This is a genomic window from uncultured Gardnerella sp. (assembly GCF_947280595.1).
Classification (GTDB): Bacteria; Actinomycetota; Actinomycetes; order Actinomycetales; family Bifidobacteriaceae; genus Bifidobacterium; species Bifidobacterium vaginale_A.
Genome location: NZ_CAMYOS010000001.1, coordinates 123192 through 142567, shown reverse-complemented (window position 1 = coordinate 142567; position 19376 = coordinate 123192). Strand labels below are relative to the sequence as shown.

Genomic DNA, 19376 nt, shown 5'->3' with positions numbered 1-19376 from the left:
TTTTAAGATAAATATTGTTAGCGCTAGGCGTATTCGATTTTTAGTTTTACTAATTGATTTCGTCTAGCGCATTTTTATTAGATTAAATAGAAAATGTTGCGAAATAACCCAAAATAACACAGATTTTGTGTTATTTCACGAAAATTTTAAATCTAATGTTTAAAAGTCTAAACGTAATAGCGATGCTTTAAATTCATATTGGTGCAATGTGTATTAGCTAAAAATAATATATCTTTAATATAAGCTAATGTAGTCATGTGAAATTTTCTTCTCGAGTAGATGTAAGCGAACCTAATCCTATTATCGTAGCTGAAAGGGATGCTTTAGCTTGCAATATCAAATTAACTAAGCTTAATGATTCTAATCCAACATCTCATAATCTTGCTCCTATTTGTTTATCTAGTAAGTATGTTGCAGATCCTCGAGGGCCTATTGAAACTCGCAAAATGCTAGCAGATTTTATAAATAAGCGTGACAATCGTGGTATTTATTCAAGCGAATCTAATGCAAATACAAAAAGTGAAGTTATAATTAAAGATCCTAGTTGTAGTGCTTATTGTGCTAGTGCTCTTAATCCAGAAAATATTTATGTTCTATCTTCTACATCTCAAGCTTATGCATGGCTTATGATGCTTTTATGTGATGCAGGTGATGCTGTTCTTGCTCCAAAACCTGGGTATCCTTTAGTTGAATCTATTGCTCGTCTGAATCTTGTAAAAACAATTCCTTATTCTTTGAGATACGATGGTTCTTGGACTATTGATTTAGCTAATGTACGTTCTTTAATAGAAGATGAATCGAATAATATTAAAGCTTTAGTTCTTATAAATCCCAATAATCCAACAGGTTCTTATATAAAGATGCAAGAAAGAGAAGTGTTGTTGGAATTATGTCATAAGCATGGTATTGCTATTATTGCAGATGAGGTTTTTTATGATTACTCACTTGAGCCTTTTGATTTTAATGCTCGCTTAGCAGGTGAAACTTCGACTCTTGTTTTTGCTTTAGATGGATTTTCTAAAATGCTTGCTGCTCCTCACGCAAAAGTTGGTTGGATTGAAGTTTCAGGACCTGTTGATGACGTTTGTGAAGCAAAAAAACGTCTTGATGTTATAGCAGATGATTTTCTTCCTATTGGTGCGACTGTTTCAGATCATATTCATGAATTGCTTGATTGCGCGTGTGAACAGACGAATAAAGTTCGTTCGCGTATAAAATCAAATCTTTCTACTTTACGCAAAACACTTGCTCAATGGCCTAATTGTTGCGTTGATGCTTTAAGAGCAGAAGGAGGATGGAACGTATTATTGCGAGTTCCATCTTGTATTGATGATGATGTACTCGCGTTGCGTTTGATTCGCGATTATAAATTAGTTTCTCAACCTGGATACTATTTTGATATGCCAAATAATGGATATCTTGCGCTATCTTTATTGCCTGAACCGGATCAATTCAGTAATAATCTTAAGCTAACGCTAAAAACAGTTGATACTTTATTAAATGAGATTATAAGAGATTAAACCAAGCTCGTACGCTATACCATAATTCTGGATTATATTGTATTAGCGAATCTTCTCTACCTATAATAAACCAGCTTAAAAATGTTATAACAAGAGAAAACACAAGTAGAATTGCGATTAACCCTCGTATTGAATAAGAACATGCTTTAGTTAAAATAGTGTCTTGGCTTGTTATTATTGCAGCTTTTTCTAAGAATAATGCGATTCCGATAACAGCGCTTAATCCTATAAGCCAGCTGAAATCTGCTATATATCTCCATCCAATTCCTGCTTTTAAGCTATCGAATATTATAACTATAATCCCCAAAACAATTGATGTTATTGCAAATTCGTTTACATATTTGTTTTTATTACGTTTATAAAAAATGAATGATGCGATTTGACCGAGTAAAGCTAGTGGAGATATGCTAAATATTCCTCCGATCATTGGCTCTGCATATTGCCATTTGCTAAAAGAAATAGGTTGAATTGCAATCCAAGGGAATTTTGTAATAGTTCGTAAAGGTAGAATTAAATAACTAAATATAGAAGGCAATATGTTTTCTGATGGTATATGCATTCTAGTCATATCTGTTACTGTTATTTGATATTCATTTCCAAAATTAAAAGGAGAGCCGAAACGAATCGCATTATAAAAACCAAGTGGTAATGCGATTATTGCTATAGGTATAAGTGTTATCGAAGTAAGTCTAGCTAATTGTTTCCAAGAAGATGGATCATAATATTTTGTAAAAGTATTATATAAAGTATTGAAAATGTAATGTCTGAAAAGTGGTAAAGCTAAAAGTAAAGCAATTGTAAAAGTAGGTCTACATCCTAGATTTAGTGATATGAAAAATGTTCCTAAAGAAAAATAGAATGAGTTTATTGTTATATCGTCTTTGCGCGCTTTAAGCCAACAGCATAATCCTATAGTTGTAAACATTAAAGAAGAAACTATAGGAATTGAATAAAATGATGGTCTAAACCATAAATAAGTTATGTTAGAAGTTATTAAGAATAATGCTACGCATATTACTGTTGTTGCAAGAAGTGGAGATTCTTTAATCTTTTTTATTAAGTTAATTATCAATAGAGATCCTGCTATAAGGAATACAATAATGCAGAATAATGCGACTGCGCTTGTTGGTAGCATTTTTCCATTTGGAACTAAAAGCATGCTTATAGCTCTATATGGTAGGAAGAAGAAGATTGTTGGAATAACGCCAAAGTAAGAATACCAATGTCCTTGATAATATGCGTGATCCCAATAAATATTTCTAACTCCGTTTGATAAAAGTGTATTTCTTGCTGAAGGATCGTATGGGTTAGATAATTGTCGAAGTTCGTGAGGAACAGGCAAATTCAAGTAGGTTTGTCCGCGCAAAATCGCTTGAGCTGTGTGATCGTATTGATCAAAATCGTACGTATAGTTTCCAATTACATCGAAGTGTAGTGGTGTTGAATATATAAAGCTATCAATAATAGATATGAAAGCGTTTATTATAAAAGGCGAAAGAATTACTATAAAAAGTAATCGTTGATAAATACTTGATGTATTAAGTTTTATTTTCCAAAGATGTGACCATGGGTTTAATAATGCAATAATAAATGCTGCTATAGCTAGCATTGCTACGCGACCCCAAGACCAACTGAAAGGTGCTCTAACGTTTGCTCTAGCATCTTCTAAATCTATTATTGAATTAAAAGGATGTTGTATCCAGATTCTTAAAATATTAGGTTTTCCAATAGCTTCTTCTGGTACTGGTATTAGAGCATTGTTTGTAGCTCTTGGATTAGCGCTAGTTAATTTTCCTGCTATTCCATTTACGTCTACTCTTACGTGAATATCGCTAATAATTGGTGTTGTACCAACGTTTTTAGGTTGTTTTATAGCAGGTTGTAAACGTATGTAAGGAGATGAACCGTCTGAAATAACTTCAATATATGCTTCTGAAGGATCTACGATTCTCAATCCTCCTGAGTGCAAACGTTGGATTCCTGCTCCGATGTGATTATGAGCTGAAAAGCTATCTGTGCTACCTGCAACGCTTTTCCAAAATGGTATGTTTCCTATAGTGCATTCAAACAAGACTATAAGTAGCAAAATTGCTAATGGCATGCGCAATATTCGTAGTATATACTTTCTGCGAAAGTATTTTCTTTGCAATGATTCTTGCAAAGTTTGAGATAAAGAAATTGCCATCACATATCCATTCTAACGGATTTTGGCTCTAGCGTTCGCTTAATTATTCTTCTGCAACAAGATCCAAATATTCATCGTTCCATAAATCTTCATCGCCATCTGGCATAAGAAGAACACGTTCAGGTTTTAACGCTTCAACTGCTCCTTCATCGTGCGTAACAAGCACAATAGCGCCTTCATACTTCGATATAGCTTTAAGAATTTCATTTCTAGAAGCTGGATCTAAATTATTGGTTGGCTCATCAAGTAAAAGTACGTTAGCTTGTGAAGTGACTAGAGTTGCGAGCGCAAGACGTGTTTTTTCGCCGCCTGAAAGTACTTTAGCTGGTTTCATTGCATCGTCACCAGAAAATAGGAAACTTCCTAACATTGAACGAGCTTGTGTGTCGTTTAAGTTTGGAGCAACATGTTGAAGATTTTCTAATACTGTTGCATCTAAATCAAGAGTATCGTGCTCTTGTGCAAAATACCCGATTTTGCATCCGTGACCGTATTGTACTTCACCTGTATCTGCTGTTTCTTCTCCTGCTAGAATACGTAGTGTTGTAGTTTTTCCAGCTCCGTTATATCCGAGTATAACTACTCGCGAGCCTTTATCTATAGCAAGGTTAATTCCTGCAAAAACAATATTAGATCCGTATGCTTTAGAAATATCTTTTGCCATAATAGGTGTTTTTCCGCATGGGGATGGTTCTGGAAAACGTATATCTGCAACTTTTTCGCTTCTTTGCGCTTCACTTGTTTCGCTAAGTAAACGTTGTGCTCTTCGCATCATATTTTGAGCTGCAACTGCTTTAGTTGCTTTTGCATGTAAGCGAATACCTTGTTTCATAAGGCGTTCTGCTTTCTTTTCTGCTACTTCGCGTTCGCGTCTTCTGCGTTCTTCGTCAACAACTCGTTGATGTAAGTATGCTTTCCAACCCATAGAATACATGTCTATTTTCGCTAATTGCGCATCTAAATGCCATACTTTATTAACTACTTCATCAAGCAATTCAGTTGAGTGGGATATTACAAGGAATCCACCTTCAAAGCGCTTAAGATAGTTTCTAAGCCATATTATTGAGTCTGCATCAAGGTGATTTGTAGGTTCGTCAAGAATTAAGGTATCTGCATCAGAAAAAAGTATTCGCGCTAGTTCAATGCGCCTGCGTTGACCGCCTGAAAGAGTTCCAAGAGATTGTTGCATAACTTCTTGTGGAAGACCAAGACTACTTGCCATTGAGATTGCTTCAGATTGTACAGAGTATCCTCCTGCTTTCTCGTAATCTTGCATTGCTTTATCGTAACGATTCATTGCTTTCGTCATAACATCCGGATCTGGATCTGTCATTTCTTTTTCAGCTTTGCGGATTCTAGATACGATAGATGCTATATCTCTTGCGCTCATAATTCTGTCAATAACGCTTTGCTCTGGATCTGCAGCATGGGTATCTTGTGGCAAATAACCTAATTTTCCACTGACTCGAACTGAGCCTTGTGATGGGAGCATATCGCCTGTTATTACGCGTGTTAATGTTGTTTTTCCGGCGCCGTTCCTGCCAACTAGACCAATTTTATCGCCTTTAGTAACGTGAAAATCAGAAGAGTTTAATAGCGTACGCGCACCAATTTGTATGGTTAATGCTTGTGCGTCAATAGGCATATTTGTATCCGTTTCATTAAAATAAAGGCTCATAATATATTGGCTAAATAAAATATTAAGCCAAGTGAGAAATTATATCGCGTGGGGTAACGAATTTTCGTTGAGAACTTTACTTTTTCGAACAAGTGTTCTATAATAAAGTTCTTATCTTGTAAGTTGTTCATTTTTATATGTGAGGTGCTAATGAGTGAGGTACAAAAATCAGATGCATTGCAAATATTGCTAGATAAAGCTCCACTGTGCTCATCTCATGGAATTCTTATATCAGATTTGTCTAATGTTCCGTCTGAATGGAAGATAACTATTCAAGGTGCTAGAGAGCATAATCTTAAAAACGTTAGTCTTTCTATCCCTAGAAATCGTATGGTGGTTTTTACTGGTCTTTCTGGATCAGGTAAGTCATCTCTTGCTTTTGATACTTTATTTGCTGAAGGTCAAAGAAGATATGTTGAATCTCTCAGTGCTTATGCTAGACAATTTTTAGGTCGTATGGATAAACCTGATGTTGATTTTATTGAAGGTTTAAGTCCTGCAGTTTCTATAGATCAAAAAACAACTAATAGGAATCCTCGTTCTACAGTTGGTACGATTACAGAAATTTATGATTATTTACGTCTTCTTTTTGCTAGAGTTGCAACACAATATTGTCCTGAATGCGGCAGAAAGGTCAGTGCTCAAACTACTCAACAGATGACTGATACTTTGCTTTCTTTGCCGATGCACACGCGATTGCAAATTTTGTCACCAATAGTTAAAGGTCGTAAAGGTGAATTTAAAGACACTCTTGAACTTTTACGTTCAGATGGTTACGCTCGTGTGATTATTGATAATCAAATGCATGAGCTATCTGAAGATATTAAACTTGCTAAGCAAAAGAAACACACTATTGAAGTAGTTATTGACAGATTAGTTATTAAAGATGGCATTAGAGTGCGTCTTAATGATTCTATTGAAACTGCATTGAAATTATCAAATGGAGTTGTGGTTGCTGATTTCGTTGATGAGCCTCAAGACTCTTCGAATCGTAGGCAGTCTTTTTCAGAACATAGAGCATGCCCTAACAATCATCCTCTAGAGCTTGACGAGATTGAGCCTAGAACTTTTTCTTTTAATGCTCCTTATGGTGCTTGTAAAGATTGCTCAGGAATAGGATATAACTTGGAGATTGATCCAGAATTAGTTATTCCGAATATTGAAAAATCACTTGCACAAGGTGCTATTGAGCCATGGGCTATGAATAAATCTGCTGGCATGTATTATCAACATGTTCTAAAAGGACTTGCTAAAGATTTAGGCTTTAGCATGGATACTCCATGGAAAGATTTGCCTGAAGATGTTAAACATGCTGTTTTGTATGGTCATGATTTTATTGTTACAGTTTCGTATAAAAATAGATGGGGAAGGCAGCGAGAGTATTCTACTGGATTTGAAGGCGTAATTCGCACTCTAATGCGTAAGCATGATGAAACTGATTCAGATCAGATGCGACAATACTACGAGTCTTATATGCGAGAAGTTCCATGTAGAGCTTGCAAAGGTAAACGTTTAAGACCGGAGGTTCTTGCTGTTAAAATTGGAAATTGTTCTATTGCAGATGTATGTGACATGCCTGTTTGTGAGAGTTTGAATTGGATTAACTCGTTGCAATTAAAAGGTTCTCAGGCGCTTATTGCTGGTGAAGTTTTAAAAGAGATTCGCGCTCGCCTTGGATTCCTAAATGATGTTGGCTTGAGTTATTTAACTCTTTCTAGAGGAGCGAAAACATTATCTGGAGGTGAAGCGCAACGTATTAGATTAGCTACGCAAATCGGTTCAGGTTTAGTTGGTGTTATGTATGTTCTTGATGAGCCTTCTATTGGTTTACATCAAAGAGATAATGAACGTTTAATTTCAACTTTACATCATCTTAGAAATCTCGGTAATACTCTTATAGTTGTTGAGCACGATGAAGATACTATTCGTAAAGCTGATTGGCTGGTTGATATTGGTCCTGAAGCTGGAGAGCGTGGAGGAGAAGTAGTATATTGCGGACCGTCTTCATCTATTGCTAATGCAGAGCGTTCTATCACAGGAGATTACATTTCTGGTAGACGTTCAATTCTTATTCCTAAGATGCGTAGAAAAGTAGATCCTCTTCGCATGTTAAAAATTATTGGTGCGCGCGAACATAATTTGAAAAATATTGATGTTTCTATTCCTCTCGGGGTTTTTACTTGCATTACAGGAGTTTCTGGATCTGGAAAGTCAACTTTAATAAATTCAATTCTTTATCCAGTTCTTGCAAATAAATTAAATGGAGCTCGTATAGTTCCTGGAAAGCATAAAGATATAAAAGGTATAGATAAATGCGATAAAGTCGTCCACGTTGATCAAAATCCTATTGGTAAAACTCCGCGTTCTAATCCTGCTACTTATACTGGTGTATGGGATAAAATTCGTTCCTTATTTGCTCAAACATCCGAAGCAAAAGTTAGGGGATATGGTCCAGGGCGATTCTCTTTTAATGTTAAAGGAGGTCGTTGTGAAGCTTGTCATGGTGATGGCACTTTGAAAATTGAGATGAACTTCTTGCCGGATGTTTATGTTGAATGTGAAGCTTGTCATGGTAAAAGATACAATCGAGAAACGTTGGAAGTTAAATATAACGGAAAATCAGTTTCAGATGTTCTAAATATGCCTATTTCGGATGCTGCAATTTTCTTCAAATCGTATCCATCAATATCGCGTTATTTGAAAACTTTAGTAGATGTTGGTTTAGGGTATATCCGATTAGGACAGTCTGCTCCAACGCTTTCTGGTGGAGAATCGCAGAGAGTTAAGCTTGCCACTGAATTGCAACGCAGATCTACAGGTAAAACAGTATATATTCTTGATGAACCTACAACTGGTCTTCATTGTGAAGATGTTAGAAAATTATTGATTGTTCTTCAATCTCTTGTTGATAAAGGCAATACGGTGATTGTTATAGAGCATAATCTTGATGTTGTAAAGTCAGCGGATTGGATTATTGATTTAGGTCCAGAAGGAGGAGATGGAGGAGGAAGTGTTGTAGCACAAGGCACTCCTGAAAGCGTTGCTGAATGTGACTCGAGTTGGACTGGTAAATTCTTAAAGCCAATGTTAAATATCTAATACACGTAAATTTAAATTGATGGAATTTTTAGAAAATTAAAAGAAGGAGGTGAATAAATAATATGGAGGATTTAAGAAATTATGAGGATTTGAATTATTCTTTAGATTCAAACATTTTTAGTGCTTCTAGTGATAGTTATAGTGATAGTTCTACTGATAGCTCTAGTGATATTTCTACTGAATACGCAGCCAATTCTTACAATAGTTCAAGCAGTAGTTCTGTTAGTGCTTCTAGTGATAGTGTTCATTGGCATAAGACTAAGAACGTGTCAGATTCAAAAAGTAGTTTAGGTTTAAATTCTTTAGGAGCTCCATTGCTTTCAGATAGTCGTGATTTATTCAGACCTGCTTCTCGCGATATACCACCTAAACCAGGAGTTTATAAATGGCGTGACGGGGATGGCCGAGTAATTTACGTTGGAAAAGCAAAGAATTTGAGAAATAGATTAGCAAATTATTTTCAACCTTTAGATCAATTGCACCCTCGCACTCGATCAATGGTTTTGTCTGCTCGTAGTTTAGAGTGGACTGTTGTAGAAACAGAATTTGAAGCGCTTACACTTGAATATACTTGGATTAAAACATTTAATCCAAGATTTAATGTTGTTTTTAGAGATGATAAAACTTACCCTTATGTTGCAGTATCTGTTGAAGAAGAATTTCCTAGAGTTTGGATTACTAGAAATCGCTCTTTCAAACGTGCTCGTTATTTTGGACCTTATGCAAAAGTATGGCCACTAAAACATAGTCTTGATTCACTGTTAAAAACTTTTCCTGTACGAACTTGTTCTTCTTCAGTGTTTAGTAGAGCTCATAGAACTGGGCGTCCATGCTTATTGGCTTCTATTGGAAAATGTTCTGCTCCATGTATTGATAATGTTTCTCAAAGTGAGCATAGAAATAACGTAGAACATTTAGTCGGTGTTCTTACTGGAAGTATAGGCTCATCGTATATTTCAAATCTTAACGCTGAGATGAAAAAAGCTAGTGATAATTTAGAATTTGAACGCGCTGCAAAATTGCGTGATGATATTTCATTATTAAATACTGTTTTGCAAAAAAATTCAGTAGTTTTTGATGATGATGTTGAAGCGGATGTATTTGGCTTATCTTCAGATAATCTTGAAGCATCAATTCATGCATTTTTTGTAAGATCTGGAATGATTCGTGGAGAGAAAAATTGGTATGTTGAACGAAATGATGAAGTTGACGATAGTGATCTTCTTGCTGATTTGTTGACGAATGTCTATGCAGAATATGGAAATTCTTATGATTTAAAATCACATAATTGTGCTAACATCAAGCAAATTCGTGATGCGTTTAGTGATATTAAAAATGCTAGTGCAATTGATTCTGTTCTTAGAGCTAAAGCTACTAGAACACGTCATGAGCGACAAGAATCAACAGGTCGCGAAGATTTATTAGCGCCTATATCTCCTGTACCTCGTGAAATTATAATCCCTATAGAATTATGCGAAGAACGACAGAAAGAATTAGAACTTTTATTAAGTAATATACGTGGATCTAAAGTAACTATTCATGTTGCGTCACGTGGAAGTAAGCATGATTTAATGAATCGTGCTAACGAAAATGCGAATCAGGCTTTAGTGCGCATGAAATCAAGTCGAATCAATAGCATTGAAATGCGTACTCAAGCTATGAATGAGATAGCTCAAGTGCTTGGATTGAGTAACGCTCCGTTGCGTATTGAATGTTACGATATCTCTAATACTATTGATGGAACGTATCAAGTTGCATCAATGGTTGTATTTGAAGATGCAATAGCTCGTCCAAGCGAATATAGACGATTTTCTATTCATGGTGAAGATGGAGCTGGTCAATTAGATGATTTAAGTGCTTTATATGAAACTATTAAAAGAAGATTTACATACAATGAAATTGATTCTGGGGAATCTAAAAATAATAGTTCTAACTCTGATAGAAATAAAGTAAAACGACGTTTTGCTTACAAGCCTAATCTCATTATTGTAGATGGCGGCAAACAGCAAGCGATTGCAGCTAAACAAGCTATGTTGGATTGCGGTGTAAATGATGTTTTTGTATGCGGTTTAGCAAAGAAGTTAGAAGAAGTATGGCTTGCCGATGATGATTATCCTATTATTTTTAAACGTGACTCAGAAGGATTGTATTTACTTCAAAGAGCAAGAGATGAATCTCATAGATTTGCTATTGCATATCATCGTAATAAAAGAAGAAAAGGTTTATTGAAATCTACTTTAAATTCAATTCCTGGAATTGGCTTAGCTTACTCTAAGAGATTATTATCTGTTTTCGGAAGCGTTAAGAAAATTTCATCTGCTTCATTAGAAGAATTACAAAAAGTTCCAGGTATCGGATTAGAAAAAGCGAAAAATATATATAATGTTTTTCATAAGTAATCTAAATATTGTTATATTCCGACATTTGTATTCTTTTTAGTCAACATCGAGCATTAGCCTAATAAGTATGTCACAGGAAATTGAAATAGGTTTGGGCAAAAAGGCCCGCGTAGCGTATTCGCTTGATGATATTGCTATTCTTCCTTCTCGCCGTTCGCGCGATCCTCAAGCTGTTTCTACAGCTTGGCAGGTTGATGCATACAGCTTTGATGTTCCAATTATTGCTGCTCCTATGGATTCAGTTACAAGTCCAGATACTGCAATTGCAATGGGACAGATGGGTGCTTTAGGTGTGCTTGATTTGGAAGGACTTTGGACTCGTTATGAGAATCCTGAGCCTTTATTGAAAGAAATTTCTGAATTGCAATCTGAACAAGCTACAAAACGTATTCAAGAGATTTATTCAGAACCTATTAAGCCTGAACTTATTGTTAAGCGTTTGCACACTATTAGAGATGCTGGTGTTACTGTTGCAGGCGCTCTTTCACCACAACGTACTCAAGAATTTTATACTACAGTTCTTGAAGCAGGTGTTGATTTGTTTGTTATTCGTGGTACAGCTGTTTCTGCTGAACACGTTTCTAAAGATCATGAGCCTCTTGATTTGAAGAAATTTATCTATGATTTAGATGTTCCAGTTATTGTTGGCGGTTGCGCTGATTACACATCCGCATTGCATTTAATGCGAACTGGAGCTGCTGGAGTTTTAGTTGGATTTGGCGGTGGAGCTGTTTCTGCAACTATGAACACTTTAGGAGTTCAAGCTCCTTTAGCAACTGCTATTGCAGATGTTGCTGAGGCGCGCCGCGATTATTTAGATGAATCTGGCGGTAGATACGTTCATATCATTGCAGATGGTGGAATGGGTAATTCTGGAAACTTTATTAAAGCTTTGGCAATGGGAGCAGATGCTGTAATGCTTGGAACTCCTTTGGCTCGTGCTACTGAAGCTCCAGGTCGTGGAATGCATTGGGGTGCTGAAGCGCGTCATTCTTCTCTTCCTCGTGGTATGCGTACGAATGTTGGTACTGTTGCTCCTCTTGAAAACATACTATTTGGTCCAAGTCATAAAGCGGATGGAACTACTAATTTTGTTGGTGCATTGCGCCGTACTATGGCTTCTACAGGATATGTTGATGTTAAGAGCTTCCAGCGTTGTAGCGTAGTGTTTAATCCTTTTCATCAAGATATACGATAAGTAATAAACGATTCTTATGGCTGAAATGGTAATTACTGTTTCAGCCATAAGTTTTATATAGGATTTGTTTTACTATAATTTTAAATTTGACTGTTGGTTTATTCTTTGATTTGTCTATTTGTTGGTTTTACTGTTAGCTTATTTGATTTTTAGTTTGACTGTTAGTTAGTTTGACTGTTAGTTTATTTATTGGTTTACATTGTCTTACATTTCAAGACTATCTATAAAGTTTATATATTTTTATACATTTTTATATATTTACATAAGTAACAACACACATTTATAACATGCGTTACATCTTATATACTTGACGATAGTGTTTAAAATACACGTTAAATGAATCTGATTGGGGCTATACATATCGGTTCATTGTATCTATTTGGAAAGAATGGGGATTATGGTTGATAACATGCCACTAAATGCAAGCTATGAGCGTGACGATGAAGTTAGCGAACAAGCAGTATCTAAAAGCATGACTTCATCAAATAATTCTTCTAATTATTTTAATTCTTCAATAAACAATGATTCATTAAGCACAAATCAAGATACGGATGTAGATGTAGATGTAGATGACGAAGATGATTCTTCTGATGATATTTTTGTAAAAGTTCCTATCCTTGCTAAAAAGCATATTTTTAACGATATAAAAGGCTTGCCTGATGGAATAAAATACGGTTGGATTCGTTATTGTGATGTAAAACATAGTAAATCTGAAAATGGCTCTAAGAATATTTTTAGTAGTAAGAATTCTAAGCCAATGATTTCTTTAGGATTATTTGAAGATAATAATAGGAAATTTAGGCAATTAGCTATTGCTGATTATGAAGGTAGAGTTTATTTAGGCAATGATATGACTATTGAAGATATATATTATCGTTTTACGTCACTTTACCTTTTAAAACAGCAAGAAATAATTCTTGAAGATAAATCTAGATTCTACGGGAATAAATTACCTAATAAATTTAGTGCTTTTTGTAAAAATATAAATGAAGCTTTCAAGGAAACTTATGATCCTAAAAGTGATGATAATTTAGCATTTGAAAATTATAAAGATAGTGAAAGTATGGATAAGGAGATTGAAGAAATTTGCTCACAATCTCCTGAACTTATTCACGAAGTAGAAAAAATATCTAAGTTATATGATGCTCCAGATAGATATGACTTCCCATTTTATGACGACACAGATGGTGATTGTGTAGATATAGATTGTGTTGACGAAGATAATGATTTGATTATTACTGGAAGTAATAAAATCGTAGCTTGCGATTGTGCTAACAGTGATGATGAAGATGACTCTATTTATAATAATTTTGACGCGAATCAATTCTTTCAATCTCATGAACTTAATGAAGAAGAAAAAGCTCGTAAAGAGGGTCAAGAAAAAAATAAACTTGAGATAAAAAAATCTCATACTTTTTGGGGTAGAATCAAGTTTTTCATGCATACTTTTTCTCAATTGTGTAAATCTTCAACATTCCGGGTTTTGCGCGGAGATGTTGTTATTCATACAGGTCCTTTTGAAGGTCCAAGATGGGTTGCTTCGTGGCTTTGTGCAGAAAATAATGGTCGTAAATCATATACTATTGAGCAAGCACGTACGCCTTTAGCAGGGTCTCTTAGATATAATCTTGAATACAAAGATGCTATAGCTATAGTATTTTTTGCTACTTATTTAATTCCAAATATTTCAGAGATTTTAACAAGTTTTGGTGTTGAGAATATTTTCCATAGACTTCATACGCAAGCACCTTTGTGTGCTATTAGAAACAGTGTAAAAGATATACAAAATATTCGAGTTGCTGGTCTTAGATATTCTGGATTAGAAGCATATTTTGAGCGTTTAATGCATGAGTCTGGAGCTCTTAATCCTATACGATCTTTAGAGCAAAAGCATGGAGCTGAAGTTTTGCATTTGAATGAATCTAGTGTTTCCAGAAATTATGAGATTTCTTGGGATAATGCTCTTGATCCAGAATCAGCTCTTGTAGTTTTGTCTATTGAAGGTGCATTGAATAGGATTCATGCTATTAGCGATTGTATAGAAGAAAGTTCTTCGTCTGGCAGTAATTTTACAGAAAATGAAGTCACGTATAAGCAGGCAGCACAAATAGATTTTGCTTTGATAGAGGATCCAGCTTTTGGTGCTTACTTAAAATTCATAAATGATTTTGGAAGTCCTTTACAAGACGATAAAATCAAGCCTCTTGAAACTATATGGAAGCAAATTCGTTATGAGAGAAAAAGTTCTATGATCAAAGACTATAGAACTAATAATGAATGGGCGTATAGGCAGAGATTATCGCATTGGATTCGTACTATGCGCACTCCCTTTAGATTCGATGCTGATTTTCGTTCTAATATTGAAGATGGAAATGTTGCTATAGGATTTATGGCTGTTGGACCTTCAGTTATGCCGCGCCGCTCTTACGATGCTTTTAAAAAGCATTGGGTTAATTTGAGCGCTTCAAAAATAGCTACTATGACAACAGAATACAATTTGCGATTGGGAATTATATTAGCTTTAATAGCTTTTGCTGCAAATCCTGCTGTAAAAAATGTATCTGTTAGATTAGATTCGATTTGCTTAGAGGAAATGGTTGCAGCTAATAATAATGCTATTGATAAGCTTTTGAATCGTACTTTAAGCGCGTTAAATGATTTAGTAAATCAACAAACGCATATAAAAGGTGAGCCGAAAGATGGAGATGTTCATGGTAATCCTGAACAAATTCATGAAGCAAAAGCATATGATTCTTCTTGTGATTCTAGTTCTATTAGCTCACGCACTGAAAGCGCTAATAATATAAGCTCTTCTAGCTCTTCTAGTGATTCTACTATTTCTAGTAGTAGTGAATTTGATGATAAAAATAATTCAGATGAATCATCGCGCTCTTTGTTAAATGAAAAATCTCGTAAAACTTTAATGACTGTTACTTTTACTCGTAAAAAATTCGTTGAATATTTACGCTCTAATGGTTTAAAAAATCCAATAAAAACATATAAAGAGTTTTTTGCAAACATGAATATTGATTCTTCTGGTGCATTAAAATCAGTTGATCCAACATTTGATTTAAGAGATACTAAGTTTGCTCCTAGAGGAGCTCAAGAAGAGCCAGAATTCTCAGATCGTCAATTTAATGATTATTTAGAATCAATATTAGGAACTTCTTGTGCTAAAGGTCTTGCAATTCAGAGAGAGGATTTATTGCAACAAGCTGTTTCTGACTTCCATCATATTGCATCAGAGCTTATGCCAACAACTGCTGAAAAAGCTCATATGGCGATGGATATTATCAATTCAATAGATGATCCTGAGTTGAGCGAAAAATCTGGAATTATAACTAAATCTCTTATAGATGAGGATCCTATTCCTGAGCTAGACTTTCATATTTCTAAAGATATAAGAAATATGCGTCTTAAAGCTCATACTCAATTAGAAATGGGTGAAATATCACAAGGTATTGAAGAATATGAGAAAAATGTAGCATATTATGATGCGATGTTTTCTGAAGGTAAATCAATACCAAGGTATTTCAATTCATATGCTGAGAGAGTTATTTATAATCGTATGTTTGCTAATAATAACGAGTCTATGCGTTTAATACCAGATGGTCTATTTTATTCTCATATGGAATTAGCGGACATATACTCGCAATTGCACGATAGCAATAAAACTTTGCAGCATTTGCGCTCAATGGTTGTTTATGCTCCTACATATGCTCTTTCGCATTTGCGTTTAGCTACTGAGTTATCTCGTCATGAGGATTGGGATTCAGTTTTCGCAGCATGTTTGAATGCTTTGAGAGTTGCTCTAGATCAAGATGATGCTGCATTCGCATACTATAGATTAGCTTATGCTGAGTGGATGCGAGATCATTTTGATAGTGCTTTAGCTTCTTATCAAATGGCAGAAAGTATTGCTCCAGAACATATTGAAACTTTAAATATTGAAAAAGAAGAGCTTTTAACGAGAATGAAATCTCAAGGCATGCAAATATTTGACGAGATGGACGATATAATTAGGATTCTTAAAGCAAGAAACATACCTTATTGGCCAGATACAAATGCTCGCTCTATTATAGATTCAGCTGCTAAAGAAACAGTAAATAATGGGATGTTTGTTATCGCTAGGACACTATGCGTTGCTTCAGCTAGAATGAATTATTCTAAAGAAAATAATGACGTTAGCAATGCAATACAAATGCAATTCTTGCGATCTCTTAACGCATAGTAGATTTGCGATTGTAATGCACAGTAATTTGCGATTGTAATGCACAGTAGATTCTAAAAATTGATAATGTGTTTTTATCTAATAATGTGATTTATATAATGATATAACGTTACTTGCGTTGAATTATCATATTGTATAAACGATAGTAATTTGAAAATTGAACTTGTTTATTTATTGGATTTTTTGATAAGAAAGGGATTAGATATGAGTATAAGCAAAAAAGATGCTGCTAATTCAAGTATTCAGCCTTCGCTTTTTGATTTTGATAATAAAACTTATACTCAAGATTCCTTTGATAGTCCTTCTAATGCTGCAGATAGTTTATCTAATGCAGACGGTATTCCTTCTAACGATGCAGATAGTTCTTCTAGTGATGCAGATAGTTCTTCTTCACGCAAAGCTCATATATGGAATCCTAATTTAAATAATGATGAATGGATTGCTAAGTTAGAGCCTACAGATGCAGATGCTCTCGCATTAGAAAATATTCAACTTTCATTCTTTACAACTGAGCAAGCTGCTAAATTGTGGTCTAAACTAGCTGCTTGGGCTCAATCAGATCAAATTGCTTATTATGTTGAAGATTGCCCTACGAGTTCAGATGCAGCTTATGATGCGAGAATGAGAATGTTAAATTCTTTGGAATCTGCTTTTCCGACATTAGACAATCCTCAATCTCCAACACATAGAGTTGGTGGTACTTTTTCAAATGATTTTACTCCTGTAAAGCATCCATCTCGGATGATGAGCTTAGATGATGTGTTTTCTTTCGAAGAATTACATGATTGGTACAATAGCGTGTTAAGAGATTTGCATTGGTCGCAAAATGAACCATTGCCTATGACATGCGAAGTAAAGATTGATGGTTTAGCTTTAAATTTAATTTATCGAAATGGTACTCTTGAGCAAGGTCTTACTAGAGGCGATGGAGTAACTGGTGAAGATATTTCGTTAAACGTTAGAACGATTGATGCTATACCTACGCAATTAAATGCAAATGATCCAGAAGATATACCGGAATTTGTGGAAATTCGTGGCGAAGTTTTTATGTCTTGGAAGGATTTTTATAAGCTTAACGAAGAACAAGAGAATTCAGGTAAATCGCCTTTTGCTAATCCTAGAAATGCTGCAGCTGGATCATTGCGTCAAAAAGATCCTAGAATTACATCAACAAGACATTTAAGTTTTTTTGCTCATGGTTTAGGTCAATTGCGTTGGAATAAATCTACTAGACACGCAAATAGTGAAACAACGTTCAATCAATCAGATGCTTATGAACTTTATAAAAAATGGGGTGTTCCAGTTTCTCCTTATACTCGAAATGTAAATAATTTTGAGCAAATTCAAGATATGATTGATTATTATGGAGAAAATCGTTCTTCTATAATTCATGCTTTAGATGGAATTGTTGTTAAAGTAGATAATCGTGCTTTACAGCGTAAACTTGGTGCAACATCTCGTGCTCCAAGATGGGCTATTGCGTATAAGTATCCTCCTGAAGAAGTTAATACTATTTTAAAAGATATTATTGTTCAAGTAGGTCGTACAGGCAGAGTAACTCCAGTAGCTGTTCTTGAGCCTGTAACTGTAGCTGGTTCTACTATATCTCGTACTACTTTGCATAATCCTTATGAAGTTGAACATAAGGGCGTTTTAATTGGAGATACTGTTGTTGTTCGTAAAGCTGGAGATGTAATTCCAGAGCTTGTAGGACCTGTTTTAGGTGCTCGCAAGGGTCGTGAGCAAAATCTAAGAAGATTTGTGATGCCTGAATTTTGCCCTTCATGTGGAACAAAGCTTGCTCCTGCAAAAGAAGGGGATAAAGATATTCGTTGTCCTAATGTTGAAAATTGCCCTGCACAACTTACAGAGCGAATTATTCATTTAGCATCTAGGCAAGCGTTCGACATTGAGAATTTGGGTGATGCTGCTGCATTAGCATTAGCGAATCCAGAGGATTCTAGGCCTACTACTTGTGAAGTTTATCGCCCTGATATAGATAAAATTACTATTGATAGAGGTTCGTCTTCTAAGCCGAATATTCCGGAAGCTCACTTTAATCTTCCTGATTATCAATCTCCAATTCTTCACAGTGAAGCTGGAATTTTTAATATTAAAGCAGAAGATTTACAAAATGTTATGGTTTGGAAAGAAATTCCTCTTGTTGAACAGTGGAATGAATTAGGGGAAGATGGAAAACTAAAGAAAAGGTCTAAAAAGATTGGCGGATCTGGATTATGGAAACAGGTTTCAGCTTTTTGGACTCGTGAGTTAGAAGCTAAACGTAATTTGTCGAACTTTTCGTCTACTGATTCTCAAGATGAGTTTAATAGTGATTACCCAGATTTTGAAGTTCCTTTAGATGCTTTTGTAACTAGAGTTAAAAATAAACAAGTGCGCAAAAATGGTGATCTTTTGACTATTAGCGTTCCTTGTTATAGGCGTCCGAGTGAAACAACTAGAAGTATGCTAGATGAAATTTCGCAAAAAGGGAAAAATGCTGCATTATGGCGTGTTCTTGTTGCGCTTTCTATTCGACGTTTAGGTCCTCCTACTGCACGACTGATTGCTCAACATTTCGGGTCGTTAGATAATATTTCTAATGCTTCTATTGAAGAGCTTACAAATATTGATGGTGTTGGATCAGAAATTGCAAAAGAAGTATTCGAGTGGTTTGATAAAGCAAAGAATATAGATGATTGGCGATATGAGATATTATCTTCTTGGAAAAATGCTGGCGTTGTTGGCAAATCTGATTCTTCTAGTAGCAATCAGACACAGACTCTTATTGGCAAGACTGTTGTTGTTACAGGTTCTTTAGAGGATTTCACTAGGGATTCTGCTAAAGAGGCAATTATATCTAGAGGAGGTAAAGCTGCTTCTTCAGTAAGTAAAAATACTTATTGTGCGATTGTTGGTGCTAATGCTGGTTCTAAAGCTACTAAAGCTATAGAACTTGGTATACCTACATTAAATGAGAGTCAATTTAAGATTTTACTTACAACAGGTGATGTTGAATTGGCTTTGCGTAACGATATTACGCTTGATTTGCAAAGTGAATCATAG

General features: G+C 35.1%; 8 protein-coding genes. 6 read left to right on the top strand and 2 right to left on the bottom strand.

Translation table 11 applies throughout. The features are described 5' to 3' along the window. Positions 1-257: 257 nt before the first annotated feature. Positions 258-1520, top strand: coding sequence for a pyridoxal phosphate-dependent aminotransferase (locus tag Q0X59_RS00590; RefSeq protein ID WP_297642430.1), 1263 nt, complete (start codon positions 258-260; stop codon positions 1518-1520). Here Q0X59_RS00590 and Q0X59_RS00585 read toward each other — a convergent pair. After that, entirely contained in the window at positions 1507-3705 is a 2199-nt protein-coding gene (locus Q0X59_RS00585) for a beta-carotene 15,15'-monooxygenase (RefSeq protein WP_297642428.1), read from the bottom strand. The genes Q0X59_RS00590 and Q0X59_RS00585 overlap by 14 nt on opposite strands. A gap of 43 nt (positions 3706-3748) precedes the next feature. Beyond that, positions 3749-5350, bottom strand: a complete 1602-nt coding sequence (locus Q0X59_RS00580) for an ABC-F family ATP-binding cassette domain-containing protein (RefSeq protein ID WP_075523179.1) — start codon at positions 5348-5350, stop codon at positions 3749-3751. Positions 5351-5533: 183 nt separating this feature from the next. On the opposite strand from Q0X59_RS00580, the gene uvrA reads away from it, so the two are divergent. The 5 genes from uvrA to ligA all read left to right on the top strand — a co-directional run bounded on the left by uvrA (position 5534) and on the right by ligA (position 19376). Continuing rightward, entirely contained in the window at positions 5534-8482 is a 2949-nt protein-coding gene (uvrA, locus tag Q0X59_RS00575; RefSeq protein WP_297642426.1) for an excinuclease ABC subunit UvrA, read from the top strand. 62 nt (positions 8483-8544) lie between these two features. Then, positions 8545-10881 (top strand): excinuclease ABC subunit UvrC, encoded by a 2337-nt coding sequence (gene uvrC, locus Q0X59_RS00570; RefSeq protein ID WP_297642424.1) that lies wholly within the window; start codon positions 8545-8547, stop codon positions 10879-10881. A gap of 67 nt (positions 10882-10948) precedes the next feature. After that, complete coding sequence (locus tag Q0X59_RS00565; RefSeq protein ID WP_103043028.1) at positions 10949-12079, top strand: GuaB3 family IMP dehydrogenase-related protein; 1131 nt, start codon at positions 10949-10951, stop codon at positions 12077-12079. Between the two features lie 397 nt (positions 12080-12476). Then, on the top strand, positions 12477-16310 hold the full coding sequence (locus Q0X59_RS00560) for a tetratricopeptide repeat protein (RefSeq protein WP_297642422.1): 3834 nt from the start codon (positions 12477-12479) through the stop codon (positions 16308-16310). 204 nt (positions 16311-16514) lie between these two features. Then, on the top strand, positions 16515-19376 hold the full coding sequence (gene ligA / locus Q0X59_RS00555) for an NAD-dependent DNA ligase LigA (RefSeq protein WP_297642420.1): 2862 nt from the start codon (positions 16515-16517) through the stop codon (positions 19374-19376).

Coding starts and splice junctions, on each gene's coding strand:
- uvrC (WP_297642424.1), top strand. CDS start 8,545: ATGGAGGATTTAAGAAATTATGAGGATTTGAATTATTCTTTAGATTCA.
- Q0X59_RS00565 (WP_103043028.1), top strand. CDS start 10,949: ATGTCACAGGAAATTGAAATAGGTTTGGGCAAAAAGGCCCGCGTAGCG.
- Q0X59_RS00585 (WP_297642428.1), bottom strand. CDS start 3,705: ATGGCAATTTCTTTATCTCAAACTTTGCAAGAATCATTGCAAAGAAAA.
- Q0X59_RS00580 (WP_075523179.1), bottom strand. CDS start 5,350: ATGCCTATTGACGCACAAGCATTAACCATACAAATTGGTGCGCGTACG.
- Q0X59_RS00560 (WP_297642422.1), top strand. CDS start 12,477: ATGGTTGATAACATGCCACTAAATGCAAGCTATGAGCGTGACGATGAA.
- ligA (WP_297642420.1), top strand. CDS start 16,515: ATGAGTATAAGCAAAAAAGATGCTGCTAATTCAAGTATTCAGCCTTCG.
- uvrA (WP_297642426.1), top strand. CDS start 5,534: ATGAGTGAGGTACAAAAATCAGATGCATTGCAAATATTGCTAGATAAA.